The organism is Marinobacter aromaticivorans (genome assembly GCF_002806975.1).
Lineage (GTDB): Bacteria > Pseudomonadota > Gammaproteobacteria > Pseudomonadales > Oleiphilaceae > Marinobacter > Marinobacter aromaticivorans.
The window spans coordinates 61331-77029 of the sequence record NZ_NIHD01000014.1; the positions used below are offsets into that span (position 1 = coordinate 61331).

At 52.7% G+C, this 15699-nt stretch carries 23 protein-coding genes; 20 read left to right on the forward strand and 3 right to left on the reverse strand.

The window, feature by feature from the left end:
- Window positions 1–76: 76 nt before the first annotated feature.
- Window positions 77–268: a hypothetical protein gene (locus tag CDH48_RS16375; protein WP_143743805.1), complete on the forward strand. Its 192-nt coding sequence runs from the start codon at window positions 77–79 to the stop codon at window positions 266–268.
- Here CDH48_RS16375 and CDH48_RS16380 read toward each other — a convergent pair.
- The gene (locus tag CDH48_RS16380) at window positions 255–575 is read right to left on the reverse strand and encodes a hypothetical protein (protein ID WP_100689811.1); all 321 of its coding nucleotides are present in this window, start codon (window positions 573–575) and stop codon (window positions 255–257) included. The two genes, CDH48_RS16375 and CDH48_RS16380, sit on opposite strands and share 14 nt — an antisense overlap.
- A 57-nt stretch (window positions 576–632) precedes the next feature.
- Between CDH48_RS16380 and CDH48_RS16385 the strand changes: the two genes are divergently transcribed.
- The 19 genes from CDH48_RS16385 to CDH48_RS16465 all read left to right on the forward strand — a co-directional run bounded on the left by CDH48_RS16385 (window position 633) and on the right by CDH48_RS16465 (window position 14068).
- On the forward strand, window positions 633–1589 hold the full coding sequence (locus CDH48_RS16385; RefSeq protein ID WP_100689812.1) for a recombinase RecT: 957 nt from the start codon (window positions 633–635) through the stop codon (window positions 1587–1589).
- Between the two features lie 74 nt (window positions 1590–1663).
- A complete protein-coding gene (locus CDH48_RS16390) occupies window positions 1664–1957 on the forward strand; it encodes a hypothetical protein (protein WP_227521132.1) in 294 nt (97 codons plus the stop codon).
- 71 nt (window positions 1958–2028) lie between these two features.
- Complete coding sequence (locus tag CDH48_RS16395; protein WP_100689813.1) at window positions 2029–3033, forward strand: YqaJ viral recombinase family nuclease; 1005 nt, start codon at window positions 2029–2031, stop codon at window positions 3031–3033.
- A 302-nt stretch (window positions 3034–3335) separates the two neighbouring features.
- Window positions 3336–4295 carry an AAA family ATPase gene (locus tag CDH48_RS16400; protein ID WP_100689814.1) on the forward strand — a complete coding sequence of 320 codons (960 nt, stop codon included), beginning with the start codon at window positions 3336–3338 and terminating at the stop codon, window positions 4293–4295.
- Window positions 4296–4297: 2 nt separating this feature from the next.
- Window positions 4298–5038, forward strand: a complete 741-nt coding sequence (locus CDH48_RS16405) for a hypothetical protein (protein WP_100689816.1) — start codon at window positions 4298–4300, stop codon at window positions 5036–5038.
- Between the two features lie 90 nt (window positions 5039–5128).
- Window positions 5129–6043, forward strand: a complete 915-nt coding sequence (locus CDH48_RS16410; protein WP_100689817.1) for a DUF3150 domain-containing protein — start codon at window positions 5129–5131, stop codon at window positions 6041–6043.
- A 10-nt stretch (window positions 6044–6053) separates the two neighbouring features.
- Window positions 6054–7826, forward strand: a complete 1773-nt coding sequence (locus CDH48_RS16415) for a vWA domain-containing protein (RefSeq protein WP_100689818.1) — start codon at window positions 6054–6056, stop codon at window positions 7824–7826.
- Window positions 7827–7901: 75 nt separating this feature from the next.
- Window positions 7902–8195: a hypothetical protein gene (locus tag CDH48_RS16420; RefSeq protein ID WP_188437788.1), complete on the forward strand. Its 294-nt coding sequence runs from the start codon at window positions 7902–7904 to the stop codon at window positions 8193–8195.
- 81 nt (window positions 8196–8276) lie between these two features.
- On the forward strand, window positions 8277–8444 hold the full coding sequence (locus tag CDH48_RS19125; protein ID WP_157807854.1) for a hypothetical protein: 168 nt from the start codon (window positions 8277–8279) through the stop codon (window positions 8442–8444).
- A 78-nt stretch (window positions 8445–8522) separates the two neighbouring features.
- Complete coding sequence (locus CDH48_RS16425; RefSeq protein ID WP_188437790.1) at window positions 8523–9602, forward strand: DUF7146 domain-containing protein; 1080 nt, start codon at window positions 8523–8525, stop codon at window positions 9600–9602.
- Window positions 9603–9694: 92 nt separating this feature from the next.
- Window positions 9695–10057 (forward strand): hypothetical protein, encoded by a 363-nt coding sequence (locus CDH48_RS16430; protein WP_053115193.1) that lies wholly within the window; start codon window positions 9695–9697, stop codon window positions 10055–10057.
- Window positions 10058–10316: 259 nt separating this feature from the next.
- The gene (locus tag CDH48_RS16435) at window positions 10317–10868 is read left to right on the forward strand and encodes a hypothetical protein (protein ID WP_100689820.1); all 552 of its coding nucleotides are present in this window, start codon (window positions 10317–10319) and stop codon (window positions 10866–10868) included.
- An 83-nt stretch (window positions 10869–10951) separates the two neighbouring features.
- The gene (locus CDH48_RS19245) at window positions 10952–11113 is read left to right on the forward strand and encodes a hypothetical protein (protein WP_188437792.1); all 162 of its coding nucleotides are present in this window, start codon (window positions 10952–10954) and stop codon (window positions 11111–11113) included.
- A 12-nt stretch (window positions 11114–11125) separates the two neighbouring features.
- Window positions 11126–11401: a hypothetical protein gene (locus CDH48_RS16440; RefSeq protein ID WP_100689821.1), complete on the forward strand. Its 276-nt coding sequence runs from the start codon at window positions 11126–11128 to the stop codon at window positions 11399–11401.
- Between the two features lie 3 nt (window positions 11402–11404).
- Window positions 11405–11707 carry a hypothetical protein gene (locus tag CDH48_RS16445; protein WP_100689822.1) on the forward strand — a complete coding sequence of 101 codons (303 nt, stop codon included), beginning with the start codon at window positions 11405–11407 and terminating at the stop codon, window positions 11705–11707.
- Window positions 11708–11718: 11 nt separating this feature from the next.
- A complete protein-coding gene (locus CDH48_RS16450) occupies window positions 11719–12138 on the forward strand; it encodes a hypothetical protein (protein ID WP_100689823.1) in 420 nt (139 codons plus the stop codon).
- A 9-nt stretch (window positions 12139–12147) separates the two neighbouring features.
- Window positions 12148–12741: a hypothetical protein gene (locus CDH48_RS16455; RefSeq protein WP_053115194.1), complete on the forward strand. Its 594-nt coding sequence runs from the start codon at window positions 12148–12150 to the stop codon at window positions 12739–12741.
- A gap of 2 nt (window positions 12742–12743) precedes the next feature.
- On the forward strand, window positions 12744–13235 hold the full coding sequence (locus CDH48_RS16460) for a hypothetical protein (RefSeq protein ID WP_100689824.1): 492 nt from the start codon (window positions 12744–12746) through the stop codon (window positions 13233–13235).
- Window positions 13236–13270: 35 nt separating this feature from the next.
- Window positions 13271–14068 carry a hypothetical protein gene (locus CDH48_RS16465; RefSeq protein ID WP_227521133.1) on the forward strand — a complete coding sequence of 266 codons (798 nt, stop codon included), beginning with the start codon at window positions 13271–13273 and terminating at the stop codon, window positions 14066–14068.
- 350 nt (window positions 14069–14418) lie between these two features.
- On the opposite strand, the gene CDH48_RS16475 is transcribed toward CDH48_RS16465, so the two are convergent.
- Window positions 14419–14937 (reverse strand): RES family NAD+ phosphorylase, encoded by a 519-nt coding sequence (locus tag CDH48_RS16475; RefSeq protein WP_100689825.1) that lies wholly within the window; start codon window positions 14935–14937, stop codon window positions 14419–14421.
- Complete coding sequence (gene parS / locus CDH48_RS16480; RefSeq protein WP_100689826.1) at window positions 14934–15467, reverse strand: type II RES/Xre toxin-antitoxin system antitoxin; 534 nt, start codon at window positions 15465–15467, stop codon at window positions 14934–14936. The genes CDH48_RS16475 and parS overlap by 4 nt, the downstream gene beginning before the upstream one ends.
- Between the last annotated feature and the right edge of the window lie 232 nt (window positions 15468–15699).

Here is a 15699-nt window from a genome sequence, read left to right on the forward strand (position 1 = left end):
GGCGTTTTAACCTTCAACCCGAATGGGGCTTCTACCCCAGACGGGAGAGCCCCATCCTCTCGATGGAGACAACATCATGGGGTTCTCAAGGAAAGAGGTTTATTACTGGCTGGAAACGGCAAGTGATGAACAACTTCAGGCGCACCTCCGCAATTCTCAGGAAATGCTGGTGCTTCTCACCGATCGGGAGCAGATCAAATCTTTGAAGTGGCTTCGCAGTCGCATCATCGAGGAAATCAACGCCCGTAAAGAAGCTAAACAGTCTTAAACGACCGTTTCCGCTTTATCTTTTCGATCAGAGCTTTCTGCTCTTCATCTGATCCAAACGCGATGGATCTAATGGCCTGCCACTCAACAGTGTCCGGCTTACCTTCCAGCATACGGTCAGTTTCTTCTCTGAGGTAATCCATAAAGTAAGGACCTGCGGTCTTCCTTGCCTGGATATATGCCTCATACGTCTTGATAGATGTGGGATCAATGCCGGCTCTGGCCAGCAGCGGTCCTTCTTCCTCAAGACCTACCGATGTGAACCTGAAATTGCCCTCGTCATCGACGATGTAATGGTTGGTCTGCATCTCTCTCACCTCTCCGGGAATTATCGCCCGGAATTCTTGACGCGCAAGGACCTTTTTATGAATCAGGCACCTCAGGCAGTACAACCCGCTCAATGGCATCAGATCATTGAATCCTCAAAAGATAAGTTCAACAGCTCCAGTTTGGATTTCAAGCAGGAGCAGATCTTTGCCACCCAGCAGTTGATGAACAACTCCTATCTGCTGGATGTGGCTAAGAAGAACCTCTCATCACTTCGGCTTGCGATGTACAACGTCGCCGCGGTCGGACTGACGCTCAATCCCAACCAGGGCTTGGCGTTTTTGGTCCCCCGTCGTCTACGCCGCAATGAAGACGCCAAGGTCATGCTCGATATTTCCTATCGGGGATTGATTGCAATTGGCGTTGAAACCGGTGCGATTCGTTGGGCCAAGGCTGAACTGGTGTACGAGAAAGACCAGTTTTCCTACAAAGGCCCCGCCGAGAAGCCAGATCACGTCTGTGATCCCTTCTCAACGGATCGTGGCTCCATTCGGGGTGGTTACTGCATCGCAGAGCTACCTTCCGGGGGCGTTCTCGTCGAAGCCATGTCGAAAGCTGACATGGACAAGATTCGGGACGTTTCTGAAGCCTTCAAAAAAGGTTTTGGACCCTGGGTCGACTGGGCTGAACAGATGATGTTGAAAAGCATCGTGAAGCGAGCCAGCAAGTGGTGGCCAATCTCGAACCCTCGCATGGCACAGGCACTCAGGATCCTCAACGAGGAAAACGGAGAAGGCCTGGCGATCCTGGCAAACCAGCACAAGCCGGTTACGCCTTCGGCGCTTCCTGCACCACCGCCAAGAGATGAACTCTCGGCCCAATTGCTCAACACCGTGAAGAATCTGGTGGACCGGGCAAAAACCCAAAACGCTTTTGAAGCGTGCAAAGAGGTCATGGTGGAGAGGATCAAAGATCCCTCTGAGCTGGCCTACGCTCTGGACGAATTGGATAAGGCAAAAGCCCAACCCGTCCCGTCCGCAGCAGTAAATCAATAAAACCTAAACCCACTTGGGGCATGGACCCCAACACGGGTGTTCATGCCTCTCATCTCTACTCAAGAGGAATAATCATGAACGCTCAAACTCAACCAAAGATGACGATGTTCTACTTCGATAGCCTGGAGAAGATCCGCGACTACGACTCCTTCCGAGTCAAAGCCGTTTATCTGTCTCACTCGGAACCTCAGCGCAACGACGGCCGACCGAACTTCTATTCGGTCATCGGCCACCTCCGGCCCGGTGTTCAATTTCAATATCCGGAATTCCCGGTCGCTGACTTTCCATCCGAAAGCTACGCGAGGATGTTTGCAGAACTCTGCGAACAGTACATCAAAGACTTTCCGGCCATGAGCCAGACAGCCTAAACACTCACTCTCTCAACCCAATGGGGTAATGCACCCCTTGGGCGGCATTACCCCTCTTATGGAGATTCGTAATGCCGAAAATGACTGTAGTTGACCTGAACCAACGTTCTGAAGAATGGCTGAAATGGCGAGCCCTGGGGATCACCGCAACAGACATTCCGGTGATCCTCGGACTGAGCCCCTATAAAACCCCCTGGCAACTTTGGGCTGAAAAGATCGGACGGATTAACCCGCCAGACCTTTCAGGCAACCCGAACATCCAACGAGGCGTCGCCCTCGAGGATAAAGCACGTCAGTTGGCCGAATCCCGCTATGGTGAGTTTCTGCTTCCGATGTGCGGTGAGTGTGCCAAATGGGATGTGCTGCGCGCCTCGTTTGATGGTGTGGACACACAGGACCAACCCTACGAATTTAAGGCGCCTTCCAAAACTGTTTGGGATGACCTTGAGGCAAACGGAGTCGAGTCCACGGCCTTCAAACTGTATGAGGCTCAGGTTCAGGCTCAGTTGACTGTGGCCGGCCAGAGCATCGGACGACTCATTTTCTACCGGGAAGATGGTGCGGACCAGGATTTCGAGATTCGGTTAACCCCCGAACGGGAAAACCAAATCATCGAGGCTGCCAAGCACTTTTGGCAACTGGTCCAGACTGAGCAACCCCCTGAATTGGATCCTGATCGCGACTGGTTCATCCCGGAAAGCGGAACGGAAAAATTCAAGTGGGAAGCTCATGCGGAAGCCTGGCGAATGCAACAGGAACAGATCAAGTCTCTGAAGGACGAGCTTAAGGCTCTTGAAAAAGACCAGAAAGATGTCCAAAAGGCCTTGATCAACCTGATGGGGCCTTTTCGCCATGCTGATGTCGGCGGCGTTAAGGTCACTCGCTTCGAGAAGTCGGGATCGGTCGACTACCTCAAATACCTTCAGGAAAACTTTCCTGACCTGGATTTGAGCACCGAGCTGGAGAATTACCGCAAGCCATCTCGCGAGGAAGTCCGGTTCACTCGTTCTGAGGATGAACTGGTCAACCGCGACATGAGTGAGGTGATTACGCCAGTCAAAGCGGCTTACTTCTAAACCAGCAATGGCTGTTCCGGGGATTTTATCCTCGGAACAGTTCCATTTTTCGTGTCTGCCTTCTCTAGGGCCCTACCAACCAGGGTGTTATGGAAGGCGGTTACCACACCAGGTAATCCCTTGAGCATTTTGATCGTGCTTGCACGACAAAATAAGTGTCCACACCGGAATTTGAAACGGGCACGTCAGCCACGGCTGTAATTCCTCTCTCAAAAAATCTCACTTGCCAGAAGGCCATCATCACCTTCTGGTGTGTGATGCCGCTCTGGGATAAGTGAACTCTCACTGAAAAGGAGCTTTCTATGACCGTTCGCGACAAGGCACTGCCCATTCGCAACACCTTTAACCTCGACGTTCCAGCTGAAGTAATCACAGCCGGTTTCACCGATTCCACCAATCCCTACATTCCCAAGCGAAACGATTCCTACGTTTTCCGCCGGGAGACTCTGCGAGACATCCTGAACTTTCTGGATGATCCCGACGACGATGGGCTCTACTTCTCTGGCCACTACGGGGCAGGGAAGACGACCTTGCCTTACCAAGTTGCGTCACGACTTAACTGGCCGACGCAGAGCTTCACCGCGCACTCGCGCATGGAGTTCGACGACTTGGTAGGCACCTGGAAATTGGTTAACGGCACGATGGAGTTCGTTTACGGACCCCTTTCTGTTGCCATGCGTGATGGTCACCTGTTCATTTTGAACGAGGTCGATCGAGCTGATCCCGGTCAGCTTGCCGCTTTGCATGATGTCCTCGAAGGACACCCGTTGGTCATTGCGACAAATGGTGGCGAAGTGATTCACGCTCATCAAAATTTTCGGTTCATTGTGAACGGCAACAGCGTTGGTTCTGGCGACAGCACCGGCCTGTATCAGGGTGTAAACCAGCTTGACATTGCCTTCCTTGATCGATTCCGGATGGTGCACGTGGACTATCCAACCGAGGACGTTGAACTCATGATCCTTGAAAAGAAGGCACCAGACCTTCCCGAAGAGCTGCGTAAGAAGATGGTTCGCGTTGCGAATCAGATTCGGAGGCTGTTCATCGGGGGTGAGGAAACAGCGACGCCGCTGACCATCACCATGTCCACGCGCACATTGTGTCGCTGGGCAAAATTGGCACTGGCCTTCCGAAATGCACCAAATGCTCTGTCCTATTCGCTGAACCAAGCTTTCCTCGCTAAAGCGGAACCGGAGCAACGGATTGCAATCGAGCGCATCGCACAGGACATCTTTGGTACCTCCTGGTCCAAGGGAGCTTGAGCATGAACCTTGATATCAAAGTCCTTCACTTTGCGGATGAAACGTCCGATAAGATTTGGGCGATTGACCCAAAACCGAACGCCAATGGTGGTCACGATGTCTGGTATGGGCGACGTGGCAAGGTCATGACGTTCAGACCCACGGAGAAGTCAGACTGGATACGCCTCCACGATGCGAAAATTCGCAAAGGCTATGAGCGCTGTTCAGGACTAACTATCGATCGCAACACCAATATGGTGGTAGCAAGAGGTGATCCAGAGAGCAGCATTCCAAACCAGTTTTGGTTTCGGATCTCGACTCAGGTTCCCGAAACGCAGATCGCCAGCTTCTTGGCATCTGTACTCAACACGTTCACGGAGCAATTCCGTGATGAGGCAACCACATTGGCATCACTGCCGGTGTTCAAAAGCCTTTTAGGTGGCAGTCATAGCGGTGGTGCGGAACTTTCCGAAGGTCCGTTGGCAATTCTGTTGCTGTTTGCTCTTCGTCGGCATCTGATCGAGCAAGGCCCCTCAGCCTCGCTCTCATTTGCACCCATAGAAATTGTGGACGACGACAACACTCTCCTGACGGACAGTTTCGATGAGCTCGCGGAGCTTTACGGTACGTCCAAGGAGTTTTCGGACATGCGTCAGAGCTGTCCCACTGCTGACTTCAGGAAATACGCCATCGCACTAGGCGCAATTGAGGCACCGATTGATTTGACGGTAATTGAGTCAAACACAAAGGCCGCCTTTTTCTGAGTCTTTCCTCGACCTCGGTTCTCTGAACCACAACTTACCGCCGGCCTCCGGCGGTACACCCTCTTCTCATAATTGCTAAGGAGATAACACATGGAATTCATCCATGGGACCACCCTTGTCCATCTGAAAATGCGGTGCTGGAGCGGTGAGAAAAAAGCCTCTCGCGACAGTGATATTCGATTGGGCATAGACGGCAAGTTGCCACCGCAGAAACTGCTGGATTTGGGGCGAAAGAAGATCTTTCCTCCCAAAGCTCTCGATCCGTTGCTCAGTAAGCGCAAATCGGCAGAAAGGGCATGTCTGGCTGAAGGAACACGTTTCATGGGCGGATTCGCTGTACGCGATGAAGCAATTGATGACGTAGTTGCCAAACTCGAAACCGTGAAGGCAGGCTTTGAATCCGCGTTGCAGCAATTTCTCAATGACTTTGACCGCAACAAGGAAGACTGGATCGCGGAGAACGAAGAGTACGCTCACATCATGCGGGATCAGGTTCCTGACCGTGAAACCGTGGCGAGCGCATTCAAGTTCGAATTTAAGCTCTACAAAATGCAGCCCCTGGAAGGCTTCGAACCGGATGAGGCGGAAATTGCCGATCAAATCCTGCACGAAGTCGGACTGAGCTGCCGTGAGATGTCTGATCGTCTTCTGGAGCGGAAACGCGCCATCGGCGGAAAGACACTTTGCAAACAACTCGACCCATTGGTGACCAAGCTGGACACACTGAGTTTCGGCAACGGCCGGATTCTCAGGGTTCTTGGCGAATTCCGTACGCTGCGTAGCTCCATCCCGGCGGAACGAATCGACCAGGATCATCCCGTGTTCGGCAGGGTACTGACGTTCCTCACGATGTGTTCTGACGATAAAAAGTTAGAGCGAATCGTGTCTGGAGAATTCTCGGTGACAAAACTGATCGCCGGGCTCCAGAGCGGAAACGCCCAGTCCCAGGCTTCACATTCCTCAACCCGTCCAACCACTGCATCAGCAATGGGCGCCTACTTTTAGGAGCGGAACTATGAACCATAGACAATCCGCTCTCGAGCGGGCATTGCCAATCGTGGCAGCGGCTTATGGTGAGCAATTTGGTGTGCGCGTCGTGCTTTCGGGCTCAGACGCCATGACGGATGGCAAAACCATTGTGCTGCCCATGCTAGACAATATGAGTGAGATGAAAGATGTGCTGTTTGGCTATCTCTCTCACGAAGCAGCTCATATTCGCGAATCCAGTTTCGACACCTTAAAAAAGTGCCGGTCTGAGATCGAAAAGAGTATGACCAACCTGATTGAGGACGTCCGGATTGAGCGTGCTATCCAGCACGCCTTTCCCGGGACTCAGTTCACGCTGGAAGCCATGGAGAATTACATCCATGAGCGAGGCTGGACACCCGTACCGACCACGGCAGAAAGCGAGGCATCTCAACTGTTTCGTTACCTCTACCACCGGTTGTATGGGGAGTTTCTGGATCGGCAGGTCTACCAACCGCTGATTCCAGAGTCTTTGAAGGTCTTGGAGCAGACGTTTCCCAGAGGTTTCTTCGTTCGTTTGGACGGGTTGCTGGCGAAATACATGTTGTCCATGACAACCAGTGATGACGCTCTAAAGGTGGCCCGGGCCATTTTGAAAGCGTTAAAGGATGCCGAGAAAGAGGAAGAGCAGGAGCGAAAGTCCGGCCCGGATAGTGATTCGTCACAGCCGCCTGATCCGTCACCCGACGGCCAGGGGGATTCTTCGGACCCGAACTCCAACTCAGAAAATTCCTCATCTGAGAACGGCGACACTCAGGGAGATTCCTCTCCTGAAGCCGCTGATCAGACGGATGACCCATCGGATGCTTCCGGTGAGCAATCTATGTCTGACCAGGACTCAGCGGGTGACCAGGCAGAATCGGACTCGTCTTCGGATGATTCCAGTGACGCCGGCGCAGGAGGCACCTATGAACGGGTTATGTCGGAGCAGGATATGCCGACCAATCCCGGTCAACAGCTAAAAGAAGACTTGTGTTCACAGGCCCGGGAAGACCAATCCGGTAAATCTTTTGAGATTGATACCGGTGTGGGCCAGGACATGAGGAATGGTAACGGTGATACGAGTGAACTGCAGGCGGGCATTTTGACGTCTTCAAGCATTCGTAGCCGATTGCTGGGACTTTTACAGGCTGAAACCCGACAGCGCCAGTGGTTGCATGACCGCGGGCGCCGCGTTGATGGTCGTCGTCTAAGCCGTTTGGCTGCGGGCGACACTCGAGTGTTCATCCAGCGAGACGAACACAAGAGGCCGGAAACCTCGGTTCATGTACTGCTCGATACGAGTGGTTCCATGAGCCAAAGACAGGAGATTGCCAATCAGGCCACTGTGTCGTTGGCGCTGGCTATTTCCACCATCCCGAAATGTGACATCGCAGTATCGAAGTTTCCGGGTTGTGGGGGGAATGTCAGTCCAATGATCCATCGTGGACAGCCGGTGAGACCCAATCTTGGGCGCTTCCTGGTCAGTTCCGGCGGTGGCACACCTCTGGCTGAAGCAATGCTCTACGCGGCACGGGAACTCAGTGCCAGTCATAAACCACGTCAGGTCCTGATTGTGATTACCGACGGTTCTCCGAACAACGGTCACGCAGTCAACTACCTGCTAGATCTGATGAAACAGCAGATCGACACCTATGCCATCGGTATAGGCTCAAACGCTGTGAAGTCGTATTTCGGGAATTGGACAGTCATCAACGATGTGAGGGAGCTGCAATCAGCTTTGTTTCGCATCGCCGGCAACGTCCTCGATCTCGATCCCTGACTCCACAATCTTCCAACAGCCCAGGCGGGAACACATCTTCCCGTTGGGTTGGTGTGTTCTTCGCAAGGAGGACACATGGAAACCTCTCGGAAACCGGACTTCTGTGAGCCTTCGGGCCCACAACAGGAGATCCCCGAATCAGCCTTCGCGGATATTCGTGAACGGCTTCTTATCGAGTCAGTGAAAAGCGCCTTTGGCATCCGTCACCACGGTGGTGTTCGAAAACCGTGTGACGAAGCCTGGGAGTGGATCCTGTCCGAAAATCGGGAAATGCCCTTTTCCTTTGCAACTTGCTGCAGGGAGTGGGGCGTAGATCCGGAAACAATGGGCGAGTGGTTGCGGTATTACCGCAAGAAGATGCTCGGCTAATAAAAGACCTCAACCCTCTGAGGGACACACTCTGTCCCTTGGGGCTGGTGTGTTCCCTCAATACTCAAAAGGAAACGCACCATGTCTCAACAACCTCAACTCTCGATTGAGCAGGGCCTGACCACGCGGAACGGCAAGCCAATCCGACTCATGACGATCTATGAGCCCCGGAAAACCACCGAATTGTTTTTCCAGCAGTTCGGGAATACCTGGGTGCAATACAAAAGAGTCGTTCTGACGCTTCACTGATGACTGAAAGGGCTCCGGCCCTTTCTTACTCACTGCTCGGCAGTGTCCCTTGAAAAGTTCACTGCCTGGAGGAGAACCATGGAAAAACGAAACTCAACTGCTTTGAAACGTCGCATGGAAGGACGTTGGCTCAGTGCTTTTCTTGCACTGGCGCCAGCCCTCGAAACTGCGGTCAATAAGCTTGGCAAAAACGTGCCTTGTCCCATTGACGGTGGTACCGATGGCTTCCGGCTGTTTCGTGACGCCAACACCACCGGTGGCGGTGTAAAACAGGCTTGGCGAGTGATCCCTGAAGGCATCGATATGCTGATGTGGGTGAACGATTGGTCATTCACCAAGACCTACGACGAACTTGAAGCCTTTTTGGGCGGAAGGATCGTGGACACCAAACCCATCAGGACGCCCAAGACTCAGATCCAGGACGATTCAAAGCTTCGGCTTTGGCTTAACCAGATCTGGGGGGATGCTCTGCCACTGAACGACCTGCGCTCGTATCCGGCGAGAGCCTATTTCGAACGCAGAAGGCTAAGAACAGCAGCCATGCTCGCCGATGACCTGCGGTTCCATCCGTCGCTCAACTACGTTGGTGCCGACGGTAAAACGCTGGGCCAGTACGGCGCGATTCTTGGTCTGGTCCGCAATAACGCGGGTGAACCAGTCTCGATTCATCGGACGTTCATTACCAAAAGTGGGCTAAAGGTGGAGTTTTCCGACAGCAAGAACAAGTCGCGAAAACTTACCCCTGCGGTCAACAGAGAGAGCCGGGGTCGCCAGATTCGCGTGAATCCGGTGAAAGGAACCATTATGGGTGTCGCAGAAGGACTGGAGACAGCTCTTGCGGTAACCCTTATGACGCAGCTCCCAGTGTGGCCAACGCTGTCGACGACCATGATGCAATCCTTTCTGCCGCCCGAATGGGTAGAAAAGGTTCTGATTTTCGTCGACAAAGACCGTAACCAAGCGGGTGAAGTCGCTGCAAACACGCTGGCCGAGAAGCTCAGCCTTCTGGGCTTGGATGTTCAGTTGATATTGCCATCAATTCCGATGCTCGAATCGGATTCAAAAGGTGTGGACTGGGCGGACCAGTTGATGCGTGACCCCTCTGGTTTTGGCCAGATCGGAAACGTCTTGAGGGTCCGTCCACGACAGATTGCTTAAACCACAAAATGCCAACCTCGGAGAGCAAGCCAACCCTCTCCGGGGCTGGCTTGTTTTCTCTGAGCGAGGTCTTGCCTGGAGAGAACATACGTATGAAATTGCTGTACCAGAAACTCAACAAACTACGGACGCAGGATCTGATCATTCAGAAAATGCGCTACCGGCGAAGCACCAGGTTGGTGGGCAGTCTGAAAACGATGACCTACGCCGCCTCCGCTTTAATGGCCGGACACCTGTTCCAAACCTTTGCCGATGGACTGGAACTTACCAGTTTTGACGCAATCGCCATGGTTCTAGTGACGTGGTTGCTCGCCATCATTCTCATGTTAGAAGTGGAGATGGCTCGCGATCTCGCAGGGCATGAGCTGATCCAGGATCTTCTGGTGCTGCGAAGTCAGCGCCTGAACTTGACTGTCAGTAAGCGTTCCGCTCCAATGACAAGAGGTAAACAATGATGGGCAATACCATGTCAGTTTTTCTCATGTTTGGAATCGTCCTTACCCTGGTAGGCACAGTCGGTACCGGCTTTGTGATCTATCAGCGCCGACTTCAGTGGCAAGAGATTTGTCGCCTGGCGGATCAACAAGACTGTCGAAAATCGAATTAGACCCTCAAAACCCGCTTCGGCGGGTTTTTTTCTTCCTGCTAGCTACCTTGCCCGTGAAAAATTCCGTGAGAAAGTAAAAGCAACAGACAAACAGGGACATCACGGACATGGGTTTCACATCAGAGCTGCTCGAGACAGTTACTTTTCAGGGTCTGTCCAGCACACCGGCTCGCCTGATCGCGGCTGGAGCGTCACTAATCATTTGGGTCCTGTCAGTGCTTCTTCTGGTTGCACTGATCTTTCGATTCGAGGCGGCCGGCATCGCGGACCAAATCGGGTTGGCAGCGGTCTCAATCATCCTCGTTCACTACTCACTGTCAGGGCGATTCTTGCTGGCGGATATTGCTATCTGGTTGGCTCTGCGCACACCGGTGGGTGTTTTGTACCGGAATGATCGCAAGATCCTGGGTAGAGCACGCAAAGTGATCCTTCGACTGGCCCGGCAGCATTCTTTTGCCAGTTTCCTGCCCTACAGCAACATCAATCCCGCGGTTGCGCACGCTGACAGTTTTGAAGTCTTCAAGCAGCAGGAAGCTGGAACACTCCAGTCGTGGTTGTATGACACGAAGAATCTCAATACAGCGGCACACCTGGTATTTCAGATCGCGCTTGTTGAGCAGGCTCTGGCTGCCGGGGACTACCCGAGACCCGAATTTTAAAAGGTCACACTCCGCTGACCTTTTGATCCCCAATTCGCCGAGAGCCCTCAATAAACTGGCCAGAAGCTCAGGAGGGCGCCTTCATGTTCATCACTACACCGTTAATCCGATGGCTCGTTAACCGGCTCTTTCAGTCTGGGAAGATAGACGGCCAACAGCGTGACCAGCTTCTGTCTCAGGATCGGCAGATCAATGTGGTCATCACCGGCGCCGCGCTGGTTCTCTTAGCTTCACTTTTCTTCTAATGGGGTGACCCTTTGACCAATATCGTTCACGCGAATTTCGGCGGCCGGCTTTGTGATGGGCAATTTTTCAATGCCGACGTGTACACGGAATATCGGACCAAATACCAGTTTGAGGCAACGGCCGATTCCGCCACTGCGGCTTATTTCCGAATCATCGCTCTCGCAGTAAAAGAGGGGATCTCAGTGATTCGGCTGGTGGCGATGTTTGATGGGGTTTTGGCAGACAGGAAAGCTGATCACCCGCCTATCAAAGTGTGGTCACGTCCGAAAATCGCGTCTGGGTTGTAAAAGATGTTTTCTCGCTGGCTTCGCTCGCCCCGGTCATACCCGATCCTCGTCGTCGTGGCTGCTGCGATTGCAATGTTTGTCATCATTCAGATGGGTGACCCCGTCAGCATGACGTTTCCGTTGCTGCTCTTCATCTCCGCCAAAATGGGAATTCTCTTTGCCTGCGTAGAAATCGGGCTCTCTGTGACGGGGCTTTATAAGGAAAAAGAGCGGGTGTATCGCAGCATGAGTCGAGCGATAACCGCACTGGGCATGTCGATCAGCTTCATGCTGTTGCTTGGTGCGTTTGAGCAGGCCTTAAGGTGAGGGCGGGAACAATGAACGTCATGCGAGTTACCGAATTCCGTTCTGCCGACGCGGCCATCGACCGTAGTTTATTCCAGTTGCTCGAACACTTTTCTACGTTTTGTCTGATTGAGTGCAGGCGGCAGAACGTGATTCAGATTCCCTCAGAATGCCCGGTCCTGGTTTTGAACAATCTGGACCTGGCAAGAGACCCGGAAACCATATTGGGAAGCGTGATCGCCCAATCACGCCCGCAAGATGTTCTGATCGTTGTGGACCATCAGCCAGACAATTGGCTTTTGGCCTCCGCCGGACTTAGACCAGTGGTTCACCTCGTTCTGGGCTCATCAGACCACCTCCACCACAAACTCAGCAAACACCAGCCCCACGTTCCGGCAACTGCTTCGATTTCGACCGCACTGGCTTGCCTGGAACATGCTCGAGCTGCATAGGACGAAATCATGAGCGAGACCAATAAAATCGAGGCTGAAGCAAATCCGAAAACGGATCCTTTGGACGCCAGCACCCCCGTCTCTTACGACAACGAAGAAGTTGTTTGGGAGGGCAGTCCATCGCAGATAGTAAATCTTGGTGGCTTTATCTTTTGGGGCCTCGTTTTCGCGGCGGCCGGCGTTGGCCTGGTGTTATGGAATGCAGGGCTGAAAGAGCAATACACACCACTGATCGATCAAGTCGTCCGGTATTCAATCTACGGGCTTCTCATCGTTGGCGTCCTGAATGTTCTCATGTCTTATCTCACGGTGAAGTGTGAGCGGACCGTTATCACCCGCAACAAGATCAAAGAAGCGAAGGGCATCACCTCAATCTTCCGCCAGGAATTGTTCTGCGAAATGTCAGAGGTGTCAGACATTAAGAGTCCGCCGGCAGGGCTCATGGGGTTGTTCGGTCTGTCCACGCTAGTTCTTGAAACAAAAGATGCGGATCAACCGATCATTCGAATTCGAGCTATTCGAAACCGCGATGAGCTGGTGCAGAAGATTTTGCCGATCTGGCGGAAACTCAAAATGGACCGCAAAGGCTACTTTGGAGATTAGCGATGAAAACACTGACCCTGTTGCTGCTTTGGGCTGGCCTGAGCACATTGGCGCTTGCCGAGCCCCCTGAGTACGACCGAAAATCTTTGCGTTTGGCAACGGAAGCAAACGCCCGAGAATTAGTTGAAATCTATTACGAAAAGGCTGATGTCGGCTTGTCTGGTCGAGACTTGAATGTCTTCTACAGTCGAAAATACCGCCGCTTTCTGAGCGAATTGGTCGCCCAATTGGCCCAGACAACCGGCCAGGGTACAGCCATTGAGCAGCATCGCGTTCTCGAACTCGAGCGAATGAATGCAAAGTGCGAGAGCCTCACGTTCGAGGACGCCAAAACCTATGGCTCCCAGTCCCGGCAATCTGAATTGCATTACCTCGTGACCAATACCTGTGTCGATTACGTTCCGACAATTGCACGCACCATCGAGCTTCGCTACTCAACCGATATCGACAGTTGGCAGATCGATGAGGTGAGGGACCGGGAGCTCGTGGAATGAAGCGGTTAGTCGGATCTCTCTGTCTGGTGGGTGCCATGATGACCGCTGCACCGGTCTGGGCCTCCACAGACGCCCCCTCTGGAAAGCCGTTTCCAGAGGTTACCTTTGACCGGGTCTCCGAAATTTTCGGGCACAACCTGGACACCAGCGAAGAGCGCCTGCAAACGCTGCTGCTGGCAATCGGCATGGACCACACGACGCCAACGTCACCGCATTTTCAGGAAGAGGTTGGTATCCCTTTCATTGTCCATTACGGACCGAATCACTGGGTCAACCGGCTGACCAGCGGAGACATGAGTGTCGATGTCCTGGTTAACAATGCTCTTCTCTTGCTTTTCGCCGAGGCGGATATTCCCAACCGGGAGCAAGCCGCCTTCGATCTCATGAAATTGGCGTCGGACAAAGGATACTGGCCTGCTGATTACTTCGTGGCGGAAACCAATCTGCTGAATCATCTGGTCCGCGGGCCAGAGGTTGCCATTCCTATGGCACCAACTATTGAGGCCAGTGGACTCAAACAGCTGGCCCGAGACACGATGGATGCATTTAGCCGCTGTGCTGAAATTGGTTTCGCACCTTGTCGATATCGGATCGGCTTCTGGCTTTCGAACTCCCAGCAAACCCTGCAAGACGGGCTGAAGGTCCTGCGGGCCGCCATTGATGTAAATCTAAAAGACACCCGCTATGAAGACAAGCTCGATGGCGCTCTGGTGGCTGCAGCTCAAGAGTTGGCAGAGCGTGGTGGGGTGATTGGCTTAGACTCTGACACGGTCGATCAGTACAGGAAATTGATTGACCAATACAGCAGGAGTGCAGGCCGCCTAGTGAACTGAGGTGGCAATACCAAGGCAGGTAGCAGATGAAAGAATCAGAATTTTACTGTGGTTATTTTACGGCTGATAGGGCCGACCAGCACGGATTTGCATCATTGCATGAGGCTGAACAAAAGGCGAGGGCGCTTGCCGCAGAATCAGAAGACCCCGCGATTGCTGTGTGGGATCGCTCAGGCAAGCCCTGCGTCCTGATCTGGGGATCCCAGGAAATTCGGCGGGTGGGCGATACACCCTAAGCGAACGCGAGGGATTGTCCTTGATGGCTCAAAGTCGCCGGTTTCCAGTTTCAACTTCTTGAGAATCTGACCCAGTCATCAGGAGCACGTAAAAGCTGACTTGGATGGCTGAGTTCAGTCGTTTTCTTCATCATCGACAACCGATGATAAGCGCTTTTTCATAAGTCCCGTAAGCCGAGTGTCATAACGAAAATCTTCAATCTCGCCCGCCCGCACTTTGTCAAAATCGGGGTGATCCCGAAGCAGCATTACGTTTCGTTCTCCAGGAATTAGGGCGCTGGGTACTGACAGGCCCAGAGACTGTTCGCTGGCAATCCAGTCATCACCGATCGCTACCAAGTCAGGGTGGCCGGGTTCTTGCCAATCATCTGGAAGCACAGAATCATCCAGAGTCATGATTAGCTTCTCCGGCACCTCAACCTTGATCCGTTTGTAGGGAGCAATAACCTGGTCAGGAACATGCACGAGCAACTCATAGGCAGCCAGCGACAGGGATTCCGCTAAATAGACAACTCGACTCCCAGGAGTATTCCAACGCCCCCCATATCGAAAAGCCCCCTCTCCAGAAAGCATCTGATCAGGCGTCTCGGCGTATTGTGGGTCGCATATCCTGAATAATTTCAAATCACTCATGAAGGAATTCCATGTCGAATCCGTCCGATCAGATTCTCCACCTCACGAGCACCGTATTCAGTTTGAGCATGTTCCAGCGGCGTTTCACCTTTGAATGCGTAAGCAGGACTCTTGAGCCAGTGCCGGGCTGCCTCTCCATCCCCATGAAACATATCCGTTGCTAATGCAGCCAAACGCGTATACCGATAGACCCGATCGGACTCGACAGACTCGAGCTTACCGTCTTTCCTGCGCCGACTGAAAGTTGCCGATGTAATATGCAGAAGCTTTAGCATCTCATTCTGACGGATGTTGAGGTACTCAACGAGCCGAGATACTGCGGCCGCAGGAAACCCTTCCGTGATGGAATGAACGATGTCCGAATTTCCCTTTCGGTAAGTAGAATTTCTGTTAAAGATGATCTTCACAACCAGCTCTTTTTGGGCGCGTAGCTCATCATCGCTAAGCGTCCGCTTTTCAAGCTGAGGCTTAAACACCCTCTTGGCTTGGCTGCGGGATTTATCTTTTCCGCCGGACTCAATAGTTATCATTTGATAGCCTCCAAAATTTCATATGATAACAGTATAGAGCCGAACATGGTCGGAAACAACAACCCTCCCCTTGTCTCTCCAACGAAGGTGGCCCCATTTAATCCCTTTATCTCCTAGTGTGCCCTAACAAAAGTTCGTCGAATAATTTGTAGCTTAAGGTTATAATTGCAGAAAGCATCGACGGAGCTACTGCAATGGGTCGACCCGTTATTCCTTTGATCATTACAGACCA

Coding starts and splice junctions, on each gene's coding strand:
- CDH48_RS16375 (WP_143743805.1), top strand. CDS start 77: ATGGGGTTCTCAAGGAAAGAGGTTTATTACTGGCTGGAAACGGCAAGT.
- CDH48_RS16380 (WP_100689811.1), bottom strand. CDS start 575: ATGCAGACCAACCATTACATCGTCGATGACGAGGGCAATTTCAGGTTC.
- CDH48_RS16385 (WP_100689812.1), top strand. CDS start 633: ATGAATCAGGCACCTCAGGCAGTACAACCCGCTCAATGGCATCAGATC.
- CDH48_RS16390 (WP_227521132.1), top strand. CDS start 1,664: ATGAACGCTCAAACTCAACCAAAGATGACGATGTTCTACTTCGATAGC.
- CDH48_RS16395 (WP_100689813.1), top strand. CDS start 2,029: ATGCCGAAAATGACTGTAGTTGACCTGAACCAACGTTCTGAAGAATGG.
- CDH48_RS16400 (WP_100689814.1), top strand. CDS start 3,336: ATGACCGTTCGCGACAAGGCACTGCCCATTCGCAACACCTTTAACCTC.
- CDH48_RS16405 (WP_100689816.1), top strand. CDS start 4,298: ATGAACCTTGATATCAAAGTCCTTCACTTTGCGGATGAAACGTCCGAT.
- CDH48_RS16410 (WP_100689817.1), top strand. CDS start 5,129: ATGGAATTCATCCATGGGACCACCCTTGTCCATCTGAAAATGCGGTGC.
- CDH48_RS16415 (WP_100689818.1), top strand. CDS start 6,054: ATGAACCATAGACAATCCGCTCTCGAGCGGGCATTGCCAATCGTGGCA.
- CDH48_RS16420 (WP_188437788.1), top strand. CDS start 7,902: ATGGAAACCTCTCGGAAACCGGACTTCTGTGAGCCTTCGGGCCCACAA.
- CDH48_RS19125 (WP_157807854.1), top strand. CDS start 8,277: ATGTCTCAACAACCTCAACTCTCGATTGAGCAGGGCCTGACCACGCGG.
- CDH48_RS16425 (WP_188437790.1), top strand. CDS start 8,523: ATGGAAAAACGAAACTCAACTGCTTTGAAACGTCGCATGGAAGGACGT.
- CDH48_RS16430 (WP_053115193.1), top strand. CDS start 9,695: ATGAAATTGCTGTACCAGAAACTCAACAAACTACGGACGCAGGATCTG.
- CDH48_RS16435 (WP_100689820.1), top strand. CDS start 10,317: ATGGGTTTCACATCAGAGCTGCTCGAGACAGTTACTTTTCAGGGTCTG.
- CDH48_RS19245 (WP_188437792.1), top strand. CDS start 10,952: ATGTTCATCACTACACCGTTAATCCGATGGCTCGTTAACCGGCTCTTT.
- CDH48_RS16445 (WP_100689822.1), top strand. CDS start 11,405: ATGTTTTCTCGCTGGCTTCGCTCGCCCCGGTCATACCCGATCCTCGTC.
- CDH48_RS16450 (WP_100689823.1), top strand. CDS start 11,719: ATGAACGTCATGCGAGTTACCGAATTCCGTTCTGCCGACGCGGCCATC.
- CDH48_RS16455 (WP_053115194.1), top strand. CDS start 12,148: ATGAGCGAGACCAATAAAATCGAGGCTGAAGCAAATCCGAAAACGGAT.
- CDH48_RS16460 (WP_100689824.1), top strand. CDS start 12,744: ATGAAAACACTGACCCTGTTGCTGCTTTGGGCTGGCCTGAGCACATTG.
- CDH48_RS16465 (WP_227521133.1), top strand. CDS start 13,271: ATGATGACCGCTGCACCGGTCTGGGCCTCCACAGACGCCCCCTCTGGA.
- CDH48_RS16475 (WP_100689825.1), bottom strand. CDS start 14,937: ATGAGTGATTTGAAATTATTCAGGATATGCGACCCACAATACGCCGAG.
- parS (WP_100689826.1), bottom strand. CDS start 15,467: ATGATAACTATTGAGTCCGGCGGAAAAGATAAATCCCGCAGCCAAGCC.